This window comes from Streptomyces sp. 1222.5 (assembly GCF_900105245.1).
In the GTDB taxonomy this organism is placed as follows: domain Bacteria; phylum Actinomycetota; class Actinomycetes; order Streptomycetales; family Streptomycetaceae; genus Streptomyces; species Streptomyces albidocamelliae.
In genome coordinates, this window is the sequence record NZ_FNSZ01000001.1 from 4,612,310 (window position 1) to 4,626,282 (window position 13,973).

A 13,973-nucleotide genomic window follows, 5' to 3' on the forward strand; every position below is an offset into this window, starting at 1 on the left:
ATGTCCGCCCCCCAAGGCCGCCCCGGCCCACCCGGTCATCCCCAGCGCTGGCTGATCCTCGGCGTCGTCTGCCTCGCGCAGCTCACCGTGCTGCTCGACAACACCGTCCTGAACGTCGCCATCCCGTCGCTGACCCGCGAACTGCACGCGGCTACCTCCGACATCCAGTGGATGATCAACGCCTACTCGCTGGTGCAGTCCGGGCTGCTGCTCACCGCGGGCAGTGCGGCCGACCGCTACGGCCGCAAGAAGATGCTGATCGCCGGGCTCGCCCTGTTCGGGATCGGTTCCCTGATCGCGGGCCTGGCCGACTCCACGCCCCAGCTGATCGCCGCCCGGGCCGGCATGGGCGTCGGCGGCGCGCTGCTGCTGACCACCACCCTGGCCGTGGCCATGCAGATCTTCGCGCCCGAGGAGCAGCCGAAGGCGATCGGCATCTGGAGCGCCGTCAACGCCCTGGGCTTCGCGGGCGGTCCGCTGATCGGCGGCTTCGTGCTCAACCACTTCTGGTGGGGCGCGATCTTCCTGATCAACATCCCGGTGGCGGCGCTCGGCCTGGCCGCGGTGGTGGCTCTCGTCCCCGAGTCGAAGGCACCCCGCGGCGACCGCCCGGACCTGCTCGGCGCGCTGCTGTCCACCATCGGCATGGCCGCGCTCGTCTACGCGATCATCTCCGGGCCCGGTCACGGCTGGACCTCCGCGCGCGTGCTCGGCACCGGGGCCGTCGCGGTGCTGGTGCTGGGTGCCTTCGCGTGGTGGGAGAACAGGACCGACGAGCCCATGCTCGACCTGCGCTTCTTCCACGACCGTCGGTTCACGGGCGCCGTGGCCGGCGCCGTGCTCATCACCTTCGGCATGGGCGGCGCGCTCTTCCTGCTGACCCAGCACCTCCAGTCGGTGCTCGGATACGGGCCGTTGGAGGCCGGTCTGCGGACCGCTCCGCTGGCGCTGACCGTGGTGGCGCTCAACTTCACCGGCATCGCCGCGAAGTGGTCGGCCAGGCTGGGCACGCCGGTGTCGATCGCGCTCGGCATGGTGCTGATGTCGGCGGGTCTGGTGGCCATCGCCGAGGTCGACACCGGTGGCTACGCCGGCACGCTGGCCGGACTGCTGCTGATCGGCGCGGGGTGTGCGGTCGCCAACCCGGCCATGGCGCACGCCATCATGAGCGCGATACCTCCGGAGCGGGCCGGGGTGGGGGCGGGCATCAACGGAACGCTGGCCGAGTTCGGCAACGGCCTCGGTGTGGCCGTGCTCGGTGCCGTGCTCAGTTCGTCCGTGGCCTCGGGGGAGTCCCTCTCGGACGGTCTCGGGGCCGGGCAGCTGGTCGGCGCGGTCGCCGTACTGGCCGGAGGTCTCGTGGCGGCGGGACTGTTGCGGCGGGCGGAGCGGGTGTCCGCCTGACGGCTCCGGGGGACAGGTAGGGGTGCGGCCCCGCGCGCCTAAGGTGGGGACGGTCGTCGGAATCGAGGAAGGTGCGCCGGTGGCGAAAGCAGCAGGTCGGTCGGCGCGGGCCAGTGTCTGGCTGGAGGGCGGGACCCGCCGGGGCGGGCGCAGCGGGCAGCCCTCGGGGCTGGACCGGGAGCGGATCACCGAGGCGTCCGTACGGCTGCTGGACGCCGAGGGGCTCGCCAAGTTCTCCATGCGCCGTCTGGCCGCCGAGCTGAACGTCACCGCGATGTCCCTGTACTGGTACGTCGACACCAAGGACGACCTGCTCGAACTGGCCCTGGACGCGACCTACGGCGAGCTGCGGCTGCCCGACCCCGAGGACACGGAGCAGGACTGGCGGCGGCAGCTGCGGGAGCTGGCCACCGCCTACCGGGGGCTGCTGGTCCGCCACCCCTGGCTGTCCCCGCTGGCCGGGCGCTACCTCAACATCGGCCCGCGGTCGCTCGCCTTCTCCCACGTGATCCAGCGTGTCGTCCGCCGGACCGGGCTGCCGGCGCACGGCGTGACGGGGGCGATCTCGGCCGTCTTCCAGTTCGTCTACGGGTACGGCACGATCGAGAGCCACTTCTCCGCCCGGATCGCGGACACCGGGCTGACCCCCGACGAGTACTTCCGGCAGGCCATGACCGCCGTGTCCGAGGTCCCGGGGACCGCCGCGGTCGTCAAGGAGTCCGCGGACCTCATGGCGGCCCGCGGCGGCGACACCGTCGCGGAGATGCTGGAGCGCGACTTCACCTTCGCCCTGGACCTCCTGATCGCCGGCATCGAGGCCATGGTCACCCGCGGCTGACCACCTGCCGCCATCCGGCCCGGAATCCCGCGGCGGGGGACTCTCCGGCGGCTGACTACGCACCGTCTCCTACGAGTCGTGCCGCTGTTCCGGCCTGCGTCCGCCGGGAGGGCGGGACGGCGTTCACCGAGCCGTCGGCCGCCGGGCCGGGAAGCCGCCCGCGGCCGACTGCCCTGTGTCGGCAGGCAAGCCGCTCACGGCCGACTGCCCCTCGCCCGCCGGTGGTGCCGGTGTTCCGGGGTGCCGCTGCGCCGGACGCCGGGTGGGCGGGACGGCGTCACCGGTCCGTCACCGGCCGGGCCGGGAAGCCGCCCGCGGTCGACTGTCCTGCGCCCACCGGCCGGGGCGGGTAAGCCGCTCACGGCACTGCCCCTCGCCCGCCGGTGGTGCCGGTGTTCCGGGGTGCCGCTGCGCCGGACGCCGGGTGGGCGGGACGGCGTCACCGGTCCGTCACCGGCCGGGCCGGGAAGCCGCCCGCGGTCGACTGCCCTGTGTCGGCAGGCAAGCCGCTCACGGCCGACTGCCCCTCGCCCGCCGGTGGTGCCGGTGTTCCGGGGCGCCGCCGCGCCGGACGCCGGGTGGGCGGGACGGCGTCACCGGTCGGTCACCGGCCGGGCCGGGAAGCCGCCCGCGGCCGACTGTCCCCTCGCCCGCGCCGGAAGGCGAACGCGGCTGGCTACGCGTCGTCGGACGCCAGGCGTGCCGGGAAGCCGCCCGTGGCGATCGGGCCCCAGCGGTCCGGGGTCACCCGGATGATCGACTTGCCCTGCTTGAGCATCGCCTGGCGGTACTCGTCCCAGTCGGGGTGTTCGCCGGCGATATTGCGGTAGTACTCGACCAGCGGCTCCACCGACTCCGGGGCGTCGACGACCTCGGCCGTGCCGTCGATCTGCACCCATGGGCCGTTCCACTCGTCGCTGAGGACGACCAGGGCCACCCGGGAGTCCCGCTTGGCGTTACGGGTCTTGGCGCGCTCGGGATAGGTCGACACCACGATCCGGCCCGAGTCGTCGACGCCACAGGTCAGCGGGGAGGCCTGCGGGGCGCCGTCGGCCCGACGGGTGATCAGGAGGGCGCGGTGGCGGGGGCGTACGAAGTCCAGCAGCTCGTCCAGCGATACACGGGTGTTGGTCGCGATGTTCGGTGCCATGGGCGCAGCCTAGGGGCAGCACCGCGGGTTCAGCCTGACCCTGCTGGGCACAGGTTCACCGCGTCGGAGGATCTCGCGCACCACGGCGTCGGCCGAAGGTCACTTCACCGCAATAGAGCAGCTAAAGTGCTGATGTCCTGTGCTCGCAGTCGGGAATGTGCTGCGGAGCTCTCCTGCGCACGGCCGTACGGCCGTGTCATCCGAGAGGTTCGTGGTGGCTGCGTCCGACTTTTCCGATGTGACCGGTTTTCCGGTCGGCCTTGAGTTGGCCGAAGCGCTCACCGCGGCGGCCCACGAGCTGCACGGGACGACCACTCCCGATGCCACCCTGACCACCGCGGTCCGGCTCGCGGTGCACCTGTTGCCCGGCGCCGAGCACGCCGGGGTCTTCGAGATCGAGCGCGGAGACACCCTGCGTACGGTCGCCTGGTCCGACGACATCGTGCGGGACGCGGGCCACCCGGACCCGCCGTACTGGGAGCGGCTGTGGACCTCGCCGGTGGTGCGCATGGCCGACAGCGGCGGCCCGGACGGGGACGGGCCGGGGCTGCGCTCGGTGCTTTCCATGCGGCTGCGGGCCGACAAGCGCCGGATGACCGTGCTGAGCGCCTACGCCCGCGCGCCGCACGCCTTCGACGAGCGGACCGCCCGCCTCGGCCGGCTGTTCACCACCCATGTGAGCCTCGCCCTGAACTCGGCGACGGTACGCGAGCAGTTGACGGAGGCCATGCACACCCGGGACCTGATCGGGCAGGCCACGGGCATGCTGATGGAGCGCCTCGACATCGACGCGGCGGCGGCCTTCGAGAGCCTGGTCCGTGCCTCCCAGCGGGAGAACGTCAAGCTGCGCGACCTGGCCCGCCGCATCGTGGGGTCGACCGAGAACTAGGCGGTGGGCAGGAACGCGCCCTGGACCGCCTGGATGTCCAGCTCGATCTTCAGCGTCGTGCCGATGGCGGCGATGCCGGCCTGGAGCACCTGGTTGTAGTTCATCGCGAAGTCCTCGCGGTGCAGTTCGGCCGTGGCACGGAACGCGGCCCGGGTGCCGCCCCACGGGTCGGCGCCGGTGCCGAGGTAGGCCAGGTCCAGCTCGACCGGGCGGACCACGCCGTGCATGGACAGCTCGCCGTGCACGGTCCAGCGGTCCGAGCCGGCCGCGGTCACGCCGGTCGAGCGGTAGGTGATCTCCGGGTGCCGCTCCACGTCGAGGAAGTCCGCGGACTTCAGGTGCGTGTCGCGCATGCCGTTGCCGGTGTCGACCGAGGCCGCGCGGATGACCGCCGCCACCCGGGACCTGGTGACGTCGTCCGGTGCGATCTCGATGGTGCCGCCGAACTCGGTGAACCGGCCGTGCACGCTGGAGATCCCCAAGTGCTGGGCGACCGCGGCGACGGAGGAGTGCACCGGGTCGATCGTCCACGGCCCGGGCGGCGGCAGCTCCGTGCCGCCCTGCCGGGCCAGCGTGACCGTGCCGACCTCGGCCCGGCCGCTCGCGGTGACGATCGCGCTGGACGCGGCGGGTGCGTAGCCGACGGCCGTCACGATCACGGTGTACGCCCCCGGCGCCAGCTCGGTCGTGTCCCGTACGGCTCCCTCGGCGTCCGTCTCGGCGCGCAGCACCTGCGTGCCGGTCATGTCGGTCACCGTGACGACCCCGTGCGACACGGCCCACCCGTCCCGCGTACGGATCTTCGCGGTCAGTCCCATCCCGTTTTCTCCCTGCAAAGCATTACAAAATGGTCGTATGAAACCGGCCCGTGGCACGCGCCGCAGCTTTCAGGAGCGGCGCGTGCCACGGGCCGTGGCCGAACTACTCGCCGGGGTGGGCGAGTTCGATGTCGTGGCCGTCGACTCCGGGGCCGGCGACGGTCAGGGCCGTGGCCACCGGCGGGTAGCCCGTCGCGATGACCGTGTACTCGCCGCCGTTGAGGTCGCTGAAGGCGTACGCACCGTCGGAACCGGTGGTGGCCGTGCCGACCACGTTGCCCGCCTGGTCGACCAGGGTCACCCGGGCGTCGGCCAGCGGACCGTGCGGGGCCCGCACGACACCCTGCAGCCGGGCACCGGCGTCCAGGTCCACCTCGATCCGGGTGACGCCGGTGGCGCCGACCTCGACCGGCAGCGCACGCGGCCGGAACCCGTCCGCGTTGACCGCGACGGTCATCGTGCCGGGCACCAGGTCGGTGAGGGCGAACTCGCCCTGCTCCCCGGTGGCGGCGGTGGCCAGCAGGTCACCGCGCACGTCCGTGACGATCACCATGGCGTCCTTGACCGGCAGCGCGCTGCCCGCGGCCCGGACCACACCGGTCAGCCCGCTGGTGCCGCTGAGCAGGATGTCGTACGCCAGCGGCTCCTCGCCCACCACGATGGTGGAGGCCTGCGGCTGGTAGCCGTCGGCGGAGGCGATCAGGACGTAGCTGCCCGTGCCGGGGGCGGGCACCGCGTAGGAACCGTCGGCCTGGGCGACCGAGCGGCCCAGCTGCCGGCCGGACAGCGAGATCAGCGTGACCGCGGCCTGCGGGACCGGGGCGCTCTCGGCGCCGCGGACGAAGCCGTGCACCGGGGTGCCGCCGGCGACGCCGGGCTCGGCGGCCGTGGCGACTGCCGTCAGCTGCCGGGTGGCCGTGGCGACGGCCGTGCCGTCGGTGTCCTCGGACACCGGGGCGGTGGCCACGGCGACCGGGATCTGCTCGGTGGCCTGCGCCTCGGCGACGACCGGAGCGGCGGCCGGATCGGCCACCACGGGGGCCTCGCCGTCGGCGGCCTGCGCGAGCCCGCCCATGGTCCGCAGCGGGACCTCCTTGATGAACAGCGTGATCAGGAAGGCGACGGCGGCGAGGACGGCCGCGATCAGGAAGACATCGGCGATGCCGTGGCCGTAGGCGCTCTCCAGCAGCGTGCGGATGGGCTTCGGCAGCGCGTCCATGTCCGGGATGCTGTCCGTGGAGCCCGAACCGCCGGCCAGGGCCTTCTGGTACTTGGGGCTCAGCGCGGAGACGCCGTCCTGGACGTAGTGCGTGATCCGGCGGGACATCACCGCGCCGAGGGCGGAGACGCCGACCGCACCGCCGAGGGAGCGGAAGAAGGTGACCGTGGAGCTGGCCGCGCCGAGGTCGGACGGCGCCACCTGGTTCTGCGTGGCGAGGACCAGGTTCTGCATCATCATGCCGATGCCGAGACCCAGCAGGGCCATGAAGATGGCCATCTTCCAGTAGTCGGTGTCGTACCGGATGCCGCCGAGCAGCGCCAGACCGGCCGTCACCAGCACACCACCGCTGACCAGCCACGCCTTCCAGCGGCCGGTGCGGGTGATGAACTGACCCGAGACGGTCGAGGAGATGAACAGACCGCCGATCATCGGGATGGTCAGGACGCCGGACATCGTCGGGGACTTGTCGCGGGCCAGCTGGAAGTACTGGCTGAAGAACACCGTGCCGGTGAACATCGCGACACCGACGAACAGCGAGGCCAGCGAGGCCAGCGTGATGGTGCGGTTGCGGAACAGGCGCAGCGGGATGATCGGCTCGCTGGCCTTCGCCTCGATGAGGACGAAGATCGCGCCGAGCACGACCGAACCGCCGACCATCGCGTACGTCTGCCAGGACACCCAGTCGTACTTGTCACCGGCGAAGGTGACCCAGACGAGGAGCAGGGAGACGGCGGCGGAGATGAAGGTCGCGCCGGCCCAGTCGACCTTGACCTCGCGCTTGACCACGGGCAGGTGCAGGGTCTTCTGCAGGACGATCAGCGCGATGACCGCGAAGGGGACGCCGACGTAGAAGCACCAGCGCCAGCCCAGCCAGGAGGTGTCCGTGATGACACCGCCGAGCAGCGGTCCGCCGACGGTGGCGACGGCGAACGTGGCGCCCAGGTAACCGGAGTAACGGCCGCGCTCACGCGGGGAGATCATCGCCGCCATGACGATCTGGGCGAGGGCCGACAGGCCGCCCACGCCGATGCCCTGCACCACACGGCAGGCGATCAGCATGCCGGGGTTCTGGGACAGGCCGGCCGCCATCGAGGCGACCACGTAGATGACGAGGGCTATCTGGACGAGAGCCTTCTTGCTGTACAGGTCGGCGAGCTTGCCCCACAGGGGAGTGGCCGCGGTCATCGACAGCAGGGCGGCGGTGACGACCCAGGTGTAGGCGGACTGGCCGCCGCCGAGGTCTCCGATGATGTGCGGCAGCGCGTTGGAGACGATCGTGGACGACAGGATCGCCACGAACATGCCGAGCAGCAGCCCGGACAGTGCCTCCATGATCTGCCGGTGGGTCATCGGGGCGTGACCCGAGCCTCCCCCGTGCTTGGCGTGGGCCCGCACACCGGCTGGTGTGGTCGTTGCCATGGGCATCCTTCTCTTACGTGCTTGCGGGTGTACGGGTGGTCTCTTCGAATACGGGGGCCGTGGCGGACGTGTGCCGCAGCGGGGCGGACCGGCAGTCGCCGAAGGACGCGCGCAGGCGCGTCATCAGCCGGATCAGCTGGCCGACCTCCTCGTCGGTCCAGTCCGCCAGCCGCTCGGCGAGCAGGTGCGTGGTCCGCCGGGACAGCTCGTCCAGCTGCTCGACGCCCTCGGGCGTCAGGTGCAGGATGCGCGAGCGCTTGTCCGCGGGGTCCGGGTGCCGCTCGATCCAGCCGCGCGCGGCGACGTGCGCCACATGCCGGCTGGTGACCGACATGTCCACCGCGAGCAGCTCCGCGAGCTTGCTCATGCGCATGTCGCCGTGGCGGCCGAGCAGGGTCAGCACGGCGGCCGAGCCGGTCGGGCAGTCGGGCGGCAGGATCCGCCCCATGTCCCTTTTCACGGCTCCGACGGCGCTGAGCTGACGCGCCAGCTCTTCGAACTGCGCCGGCTCGGCCATCACACCTCCCGTATTCGTTGCTTGGGGCAACCATAGACGTGTTTGGTTGCTGCAGGCAAACAACTAGGGGTGGGTCAGCGCAAAAACTTGGCAAAGGCAAGTATTGCGAGTGTAAATATGCAGGTGATGGCGGGTGGGGTGCCCCCCTCTGTCCCGGTGGCCCCGCACTTGGGTCGGTCAGCCGAATTCGCTAGTGTCTCGGGCCATGGCTAACACCCAGGGCCCCCAGGGCAATTACGACCCCGCCGGCAGCACCCAGATGTTCCGCGCGTTCGTCGACGAGACTCCCCAGGGCCGGCAGCAGCAGGCGGCCCCCTCGGGTCCCCGCGTCGGCCTGATCATCGGCATCGTGGTGGCGCTCGTCGTGGTGGCGGGCGTCGCCTGGCTGGCGTTCAAGTAGGACCCGCGGTCCCTACTGCCACCGCACGGTGACGTCCCGCGTCTCGATGTGCATGCCGAGCGGCACGCGCCAGGCGTCGACGCACACCGTCCAGGTGGGGGCCGTACGCGCCCCCGGCCCGATCGGCACCGGCAGGTCCTCGGTCGAATCGACCGTCCCCCAGTCGATGCCGAGTCCGCCGATGATGTGCGTCCCGAACGTCACCGAGCCGGAACGCACCGCCGTGCCGCCCGAGTTGTGGAAGCCGACGGTCACCTTCTGGCACCAGCGCTTGTCCGCGTCCGCTGTCGCGGGGTCGCCCCAGGAGAGGTCGGCCGGGGACGGCCGCGGGGCGGAGGTGCGGCTCGGGGCCGGGCCCGGGGCAGGAGTGGTCGGGCCGGGCGCCGGTGTCGCCGGGCCGGTCCCGTCGCCCGGGTGACCGGTCGGGCCCTCGTGGTCGGCCGGGCGTGAGCTGCCGTCGTCGTCTCCCGGCTCCGGTGTGCCGTCCCGGGCGGGCCCTCCGGGGCCAGCGGCCGCGCCCCGGTCGTCGGCCGGATCCGAACCGGCCGCGCGCGTGACCTTGCCGTCCCCGCCGCCCTCGTTCCTTCCGACGCCCTGCCGGCCCGTGCCCTCGCGGTTCTCCCCGTCGAGGGGGACCAGCGTCACCGACCCGGTCGGGGTGCCCGCGCCCGGACCGGCCGGCCCGGTGCCGTTGCCCGCGCCGACCGCGGCATAGCCGCCGCCCGGACCACCGCCCGAGCACGAGGCCAGGACCCCGCCCAGACAGAGGGCGGCCGCCGAAGCTGCCGTAACGGCGCCCCGGCGGCCACGAGTCCCTCTCGAACGCGCCCTGTCCGCGGCCCCGCCCGACCCTGTCGCTCGCAGCATCGGGCCAGTGTGGCTGACGGACCGTCAGAACAGAACCTTCAGTCGGAGATCAGTCCTTCGCGCAGCTGGGACAGGGTCCGGGTGAGCAGCCGGGAGACGTGCATCTGGGAGATGCCGACCTCCTCGCCGATCTGCGACTGGGTCATGTTGGCGAAGAAGCGCAGCATGATGATCCGGCGCTCCCGGGGCGGCAGCTTGGCCAGCAGCGGCTTGAGGGACTCGCGGTACTCCACACCCTCCAGCGCGGTGTCCTCGTAGCCGAGCCGGTCGGCCAGGGAGCCCTCGCCGCCGTCGTCCTCGGGGGCCGGGGAGTCCAGGGAGGAGGCGGTGTAGGCGTTGCCGACCGCGAGACCGTCGACCACGTCCTCCTCGGAGACGCCGAGCACCGCGGCCAGCTCGGTCACCGTCGGGGACCGGTCCAGCTTCTGGGACAGCTCGTCGCTCGCCTTGGTGAGGGCGAGGCGCAGCTCCTGGAGCCGGCGCGGGACCCGCACCGACCACGAGGTGTCGCGGAAGAACCGCTTGATCTCGCCGACCACCGTCGGCATCGCGAACGTCGGGAACTCCACGCCGCGTTCACAGTCGAAGCGGTCGATCGCCTTGATCAGGCCGATGGTGCCGACCTGGACGATGTCCTCCATCGGCTCGTTGCGGGAGCGGAAGCGCGCGGCCGCGTAGCGGACCAGCGGCAGATTCAGCTCGATCAGGGTGTCCCGGACGTACGCCCGTTCCGGGCTGTCCTCGTCCAGGGCGGCGAGCCGCAGGAACAGGGAGCGGGACAGGGTGCGGGTGTCGATGTCCGCCGAGGCCGACAGGACCGGGACGGTCTCCTCGGGAGCGGCGGAGGGAACGGCCGGGGCCGGCGCGGCGTCGAGAGCCGGTACGCCGTCGAGGCCGTCGAGGACGTCGAGAGCGTCGAGCTCCTTGGGCGCTGCCTCACTCGTCGTCGGCGTAAGCACCTTCGAGCTGCCCTTGTCTGCGGACATGCCACCCCCTTTGGGTCGCGGGACGGTCGCGGCGGTGCTGCCTTTCGAGCAACGCAGCCTTCACCTGAATACCGGAGCCGGAGCCCCGGCAAACGCTCTTCCCGCAGAATGTCACATGTCGGCAACGCGCTGTAGTGACATGTCGACACCTGAGTGACGAATCAGCCCTGGAAAGAAGGGGTCTGACGGCTTTTCGGGACACAACTGTCGGCAACAGCCCTGGTGAGCGATTCGCTCGCGCCGGTTACCACTCGCTCGGGTTTGCGATGCAGTGCTGTTCGGACCGTGCTCCCGTGCGCCCCGCCATGCATCGGCCGAACACCCGCCGTGCACCGGTCCGACGGTGGTGAACTCCGCGGCCTATGTGTCGATGCGATTCGCCGAGCGGAGCCGCTGGAAGCTACGGGCGAGCAACCGCGAGACGTGCATCTGGGAGACGCCGAGTTCCGCGCTGATCTGAGACTGGGTGAGATTGCTGTAGTAGCGCAGCAGAAGGATTCGCTGTTCCCGTTCGGGGAGTTGGACCAGGAGATGCCGGACCAGGTCGCGGTGCTCCACACCGTCCAGGGCCGGGTCCTCGTAGCCGATGCGGTCCAGCAGTCCGGGCAGCCCGTCGCCCTCCTGCGCGGCCTCCAGGGAGGTGGCGTGGTACGAGCGTCCCGCCTCGATGCAGGACAGCACCTCCTCCTCGCTGATCCGGAGCCGCTCGGCGATCTCGGCGGTCGACGGCGAGCGCCCGAAGGCCGTGGTGAGGTCCTCGGTGGCGCTGTTGACCTGCACCCACAGCTCGTGCAGCCGGCGCGGGACGTGGACGGTGCGGACGTTGTCGCGGAAGTACCGCTTGATCTCGCCGACGACGGTCGGCATGGCGAAGGTCGGGAACTGCACGCCCCGGTCCGGGTCGAAGCGGTCGATGGCGTTGATCAGGCCGATGGTGCCGACCTGGACGACGTCCTCCATCGGCTCGTTGCGGGAGCGGAAGCGGGCGGCCGCGTAGCGCACGAGCGGGAGGTTCGCCTCGATCAGCGCCCCCCGTACCCGGTCGTGCTCCGGCGTGCCCGGCTCCAGCTCCTTCAGCTCGCCGAAGAGCACCTGGGTCAGGGCACGGGTGTCGGCGCCACGGCGCTTCTCGGGAGCCGGAGGCGCCTCAGCGGGCGCCTCCTCCTGGGGCGGCGCAGTACTGGCCGACACGGTCAACGCCACCTCTTCATCGATCAATCATCCGTCAAAAGCGGTCATAGCATCACAAGACATGTGCACTGTGTGCAAGCACCGCATAACGCCGTGTTGTGGGTAAACTCCGACAAGTTGAGGGGCTGGACACACGAAAGCCCCCCGCCGGAACGGCGGGGGGCTGCTGCGCGGAAGAGGTCAGAATTCGTAGTCGGCCATCACCCACGTGGCGAACTCGCGCCACAGCGCGACGCCCGCCTGGTGGGCCGGGTGCTCCAGGTAGCGCTTGAGGGCGTCCGGGTCCTCGACGGCCGAGTTGATCGCGAAGTCGTAGGCGATCGGCCGGTCGCTGATGTTCCAGGCGCACTCCCAGAAGCGCAGCTCCTCGATCTGGCCGCCGAGGGCCCGGAAGGCCTCCACGCCCGCCATGACCCGCGGATCGTCGCGCTCGACGCCCTCGTTGAGCTTGAAGAGGACCAGGTGGCGGATCATGGGGATTACCTCAGCTCTTTCCTCCGTTGGCGACCCAGGTCATGAAGTCGCCGATGGCCTTCGCCGCGTCCGAAATGCCCTCGAAGCCTATCTGGACGTAGTCGGCCGCCTTGGCCGGGTCCGTGATGATCAAGTACAGCGCGAAGACCACGAGCACGTACACGGCGATCTTCTTGGCGTTCACCGCCACCGCGGCCTCCCCTGTCCCTCTGTCCCGTGTGCCCTGCTGCCGGCGGCGAGTGTAACCTTCACGCCTTTTCCAAGGGCCAACCGCCTGCCGCCCCGGGCTTTTTGCCGGACGGGGCGGAGAGGGGCGCGGAGCCCCGGCCCCGCGGGTCCGGCCGCCGGTTCCCCCGGGCGCGGACCCTGCCCGTTCCCGTCCGGAACGCGGAAAGGGCCCCGTCTTGCGACGGGGCCCTTTTTCCAGCGGTAGCGGAGGGATTTGAACCCTCGGTGACTTGCGCCACACTCGCTTTCGAGGCGAGCTCCTTCGGCCGCTCGGACACGCTACCGAGGGAGACCCTACAGCAAGGTGGGGCGTGGTCAGAAATCGGTATTCAGCGGTCCCGGAAAAACTCCGTGAGGAGCCGGGAGCAGTCGGCCGCGAGAACGCCTTCGACGACCTCCGGCCGGTGATTGAGCCGACGGTCGCGGATCACGTCCCACAGGGAGCCGGCCGCGCCCGCCTTCTCGTCCCGGGCGCCGTAGACGACCCGGTCCACCCGGGACTGGACGAGCGCGCCCGCGCACATCGTGCACGGCTCCAGGGTGACCACCAGCGTGCAACCGGTCAGCCGCCACTCCCCGAGCCGGGCGGCGGCCCGCCGGATCGCGAGCACCTCCGCGTGGGCCGTGGGATCGCCGGTGGCCTCGCGCTCGTTGTGCCCGGCACCGAGCACCGTCCCGCCGTCCGGGGACAGCAGAACGGCGCCCACGGGCACGTCCCCACCCCGGACGGCCCGTTCGGCCTCGTCCAGGGCGAGTCGCATCGCGGGGTGCCAGGGGTCGCGCACGGGGTCCGGTGGGCCGGTCGTGACGTGGGCGTCCCGGCCGGTCAGCGGACGGTCTCCAGCACCTCCGAGGCGCCCAGCGCCTCGGCGATGGTGCTCAGCGCGTCCTCGGCGTCCAGGATGCGCAGCTCCTTCTCGCCGATCCCGAGGTCGTCCAGGATCTGGCTGTCGCCCACGGGGCTGTGCGGCACCGCGTCGTCGCCGCCGCCCTCCTCCTCGTCGTCGTTCTCCTCGGACTCGCCGTCCTCGGTGCCGTCGAGGTCGAGGGCGTCCAGGTCCGGGCCGTCGTCGCCGGGCTCCCGGCCGAGCAGTTCGTCGGTGAGCAGCAGCTCACCGTAGGCGCTGCGCTGGGCGGCGGCGGCGTCCGAGACGTAGATGCGAGGGTCGTCCTCGCCGTCCACGCGGACGACGCCGAACCAGGCGTCCTCCTGCTCGATCAGGACGAGCACCGTGTCCTCGTCGGGAGAGGCTTCCCGGGCCAGGTCGGCCAGATCCGACAGGGTCTCCACATCGTCGAGCTCTGTGTCGCTCGCTTCCCACCCGTCTTCGGTGCGCGCGAGCAGTGCGGCGAAGTACACCGTGACTCTCCCACTGGTCATAGGCGTGCCGGTTGGGGGTCCCCCCGGCGGAGGTACGTGGGTGGAGAGAGCTTGGGCTCCGAGCCCCACCCACTCGGAATCGTGGCAGAAACAAGGCGTTCAGGGGACGTCTTCGGCTCCCTGTGTCTGGCTGTTTCGATCGTGGATCGGTCATCGACTCAGCAGCGCGCTCGTTGCCGCCACCTGCGG

15 protein-coding genes and 1 tRNA gene are annotated in these 13,973 nt (G+C 71.5%); 4 read left to right on the forward strand and 12 right to left on the reverse strand.

The window, feature by feature from the left end:
- Together BLW57_RS20680 and BLW57_RS20685 are read left to right on the forward strand one after the other, a co-directional pair.
- Window positions 1-1,404 (forward strand): MFS transporter, encoded by a 1,404-nt coding sequence (locus BLW57_RS20680; protein WP_176985668.1) that lies wholly within the window; start codon window positions 1-3, stop codon window positions 1,402-1,404.
- A gap of 79 nt (window positions 1,405-1,483) precedes the next feature.
- Window positions 1,484-2,242 carry a TetR/AcrR family transcriptional regulator gene (locus tag BLW57_RS20685; RefSeq protein ID WP_093476434.1) on the forward strand — a complete coding sequence of 253 codons (759 nt, stop codon included), beginning with the start codon at window positions 1,484-1,486 and terminating at the stop codon, window positions 2,240-2,242.
- Between the two features lie 676 nt (window positions 2,243-2,918).
- On the opposite strand, the gene BLW57_RS20690 is transcribed toward BLW57_RS20685, so the two are convergent.
- Entirely contained in the window at window positions 2,919-3,392 is a 474-nt protein-coding gene (locus BLW57_RS20690; protein WP_093476436.1) for a PPOX class F420-dependent oxidoreductase, read from the reverse strand.
- 238 nt (window positions 3,393-3,630) lie between these two features.
- On the opposite strand from BLW57_RS20690, the gene BLW57_RS20695 reads away from it, so the two are divergent.
- Complete coding sequence (locus BLW57_RS20695) at window positions 3,631-4,281, forward strand: ANTAR domain-containing protein (protein WP_176985669.1); 651 nt, start codon at window positions 3,631-3,633, stop codon at window positions 4,279-4,281.
- On the opposite strand, the gene BLW57_RS20700 is transcribed toward BLW57_RS20695, so the two are convergent.
- From BLW57_RS20700 to BLW57_RS20710, 3 genes are all read right to left on the reverse strand, one after another.
- Complete coding sequence (locus tag BLW57_RS20700; RefSeq protein WP_093476438.1) at window positions 4,278-5,099, reverse strand: YceI family protein; 822 nt, start codon at window positions 5,097-5,099, stop codon at window positions 4,278-4,280. The genes BLW57_RS20695 and BLW57_RS20700 overlap by 4 nt on opposite strands.
- A gap of 103 nt (window positions 5,100-5,202) precedes the next feature.
- The gene (locus BLW57_RS20705; RefSeq protein WP_093476439.1) at window positions 5,203-7,740 is read right to left on the reverse strand and encodes an MFS transporter; all 2,538 of its coding nucleotides are present in this window, start codon (window positions 7,738-7,740) and stop codon (window positions 5,203-5,205) included.
- A gap of 13 nt (window positions 7,741-7,753) precedes the next feature.
- Window positions 7,754-8,257, reverse strand: a complete 504-nt coding sequence (locus BLW57_RS20710) for a MarR family winged helix-turn-helix transcriptional regulator (protein ID WP_093476441.1) — start codon at window positions 8,255-8,257, stop codon at window positions 7,754-7,756.
- A 205-nt stretch (window positions 8,258-8,462) separates the two neighbouring features.
- Between BLW57_RS20710 and BLW57_RS20715 the strand changes: the two genes are divergently transcribed.
- Window positions 8,463-8,657, forward strand: a complete 195-nt coding sequence (locus BLW57_RS20715) for a hypothetical protein (RefSeq protein WP_073890208.1) — start codon at window positions 8,463-8,465, stop codon at window positions 8,655-8,657.
- Between the two features lie 12 nt (window positions 8,658-8,669).
- Here the strand turns inward: BLW57_RS20715 and BLW57_RS20720 are convergent, their stop codons facing one another.
- The 8 genes from BLW57_RS20720 to BLW57_RS20755 form a co-directional block, all read right to left on the reverse strand.
- On the reverse strand, window positions 8,670-9,524 hold the full coding sequence (locus tag BLW57_RS20720; RefSeq protein ID WP_093476442.1) for a hypothetical protein: 855 nt from the start codon (window positions 9,522-9,524) through the stop codon (window positions 8,670-8,672).
- Between the two features lie 38 nt (window positions 9,525-9,562).
- Window positions 9,563-10,510 carry an RNA polymerase sigma factor SigF gene (locus tag BLW57_RS20725; RefSeq protein WP_093476444.1) on the reverse strand — a complete coding sequence of 316 codons (948 nt, stop codon included), beginning with the start codon at window positions 10,508-10,510 and terminating at the stop codon, window positions 9,563-9,565.
- A gap of 360 nt (window positions 10,511-10,870) precedes the next feature.
- Window positions 10,871-11,707 carry an RNA polymerase sigma factor SigF gene (locus BLW57_RS20730; RefSeq protein WP_093476445.1) on the reverse strand — a complete coding sequence of 279 codons (837 nt, stop codon included), beginning with the start codon at window positions 11,705-11,707 and terminating at the stop codon, window positions 10,871-10,873.
- Window positions 11,708-11,881: 174 nt separating this feature from the next.
- Window positions 11,882-12,175, reverse strand: coding sequence for a Dabb family protein (locus tag BLW57_RS20735; protein ID WP_093476447.1), 294 nt, complete (start codon window positions 12,173-12,175; stop codon window positions 11,882-11,884).
- 10 nt (window positions 12,176-12,185) lie between these two features.
- Window positions 12,186-12,365 carry a hypothetical protein gene (locus BLW57_RS20740; protein ID WP_073887058.1) on the reverse strand — a complete coding sequence of 60 codons (180 nt, stop codon included), beginning with the start codon at window positions 12,363-12,365 and terminating at the stop codon, window positions 12,186-12,188.
- Between the two features lie 237 nt (window positions 12,366-12,602).
- A tRNA-Ser gene (locus tag BLW57_RS20745) sits at window positions 12,603-12,687 on the reverse strand.
- A 45-nt stretch (window positions 12,688-12,732) separates the two neighbouring features.
- A complete protein-coding gene (gene tadA, locus BLW57_RS20750; RefSeq protein ID WP_241840762.1) occupies window positions 12,733-13,164 on the reverse strand; it encodes a tRNA adenosine(34) deaminase TadA in 432 nt (143 codons plus the stop codon).
- Window positions 13,165-13,229: 65 nt separating this feature from the next.
- Window positions 13,230-13,763 carry a tRNA adenosine deaminase-associated protein gene (locus BLW57_RS20755; RefSeq protein WP_093476448.1) on the reverse strand — a complete coding sequence of 178 codons (534 nt, stop codon included), beginning with the start codon at window positions 13,761-13,763 and terminating at the stop codon, window positions 13,230-13,232.
- Window positions 13,764-13,973: the final 210 nt, after the last annotated feature.

What these genes read in the sequence shown, in the direction of transcription:
- BLW57_RS20680 (WP_176985668.1), top strand. Translation starts at nt 1, where the DNA reads ATGTCCGCCCCCCAAGGCCGCCCCGGCCCACCCGGTCATCCCCAGCGC.
- BLW57_RS20690 (WP_093476436.1), bottom strand. Translation starts at nt 3,392, where the DNA reads ATGGCACCGAACATCGCGACCAACACCCGTGTATCGCTGGACGAGCTG.
- BLW57_RS20700 (WP_093476438.1), bottom strand. Translation starts at nt 5,099, where the DNA reads ATGGGACTGACCGCGAAGATCCGTACGCGGGACGGGTGGGCCGTGTCG.
- BLW57_RS20705 (WP_093476439.1), bottom strand. Translation starts at nt 7,740, where the DNA reads ATGGCAACGACCACACCAGCCGGTGTGCGGGCCCACGCCAAGCACGGG.
- BLW57_RS20710 (WP_093476441.1), bottom strand. Translation starts at nt 8,257, where the DNA reads ATGGCCGAGCCGGCGCAGTTCGAAGAGCTGGCGCGTCAGCTCAGCGCC.
- BLW57_RS20715 (WP_073890208.1), top strand. Translation starts at nt 8,463, where the DNA reads ATGGCTAACACCCAGGGCCCCCAGGGCAATTACGACCCCGCCGGCAGC.
- BLW57_RS20720 (WP_093476442.1), bottom strand. Translation starts at nt 9,524, where the DNA reads ATGCTGCGAGCGACAGGGTCGGGCGGGGCCGCGGACAGGGCGCGTTCG.
- BLW57_RS20725 (WP_093476444.1), bottom strand. Translation starts at nt 10,510, where the DNA reads ATGTCCGCAGACAAGGGCAGCTCGAAGGTGCTTACGCCGACGACGAGT.
- BLW57_RS20735 (WP_093476447.1), bottom strand. Translation starts at nt 12,175, where the DNA reads ATGATCCGCCACCTGGTCCTCTTCAAGCTCAACGAGGGCGTCGAGCGC.
- tadA (WP_241840762.1), bottom strand. Translation starts at nt 13,164, where the DNA reads ATGCGACTCGCCCTGGACGAGGCCGAACGGGCCGTCCGGGGTGGGGAC.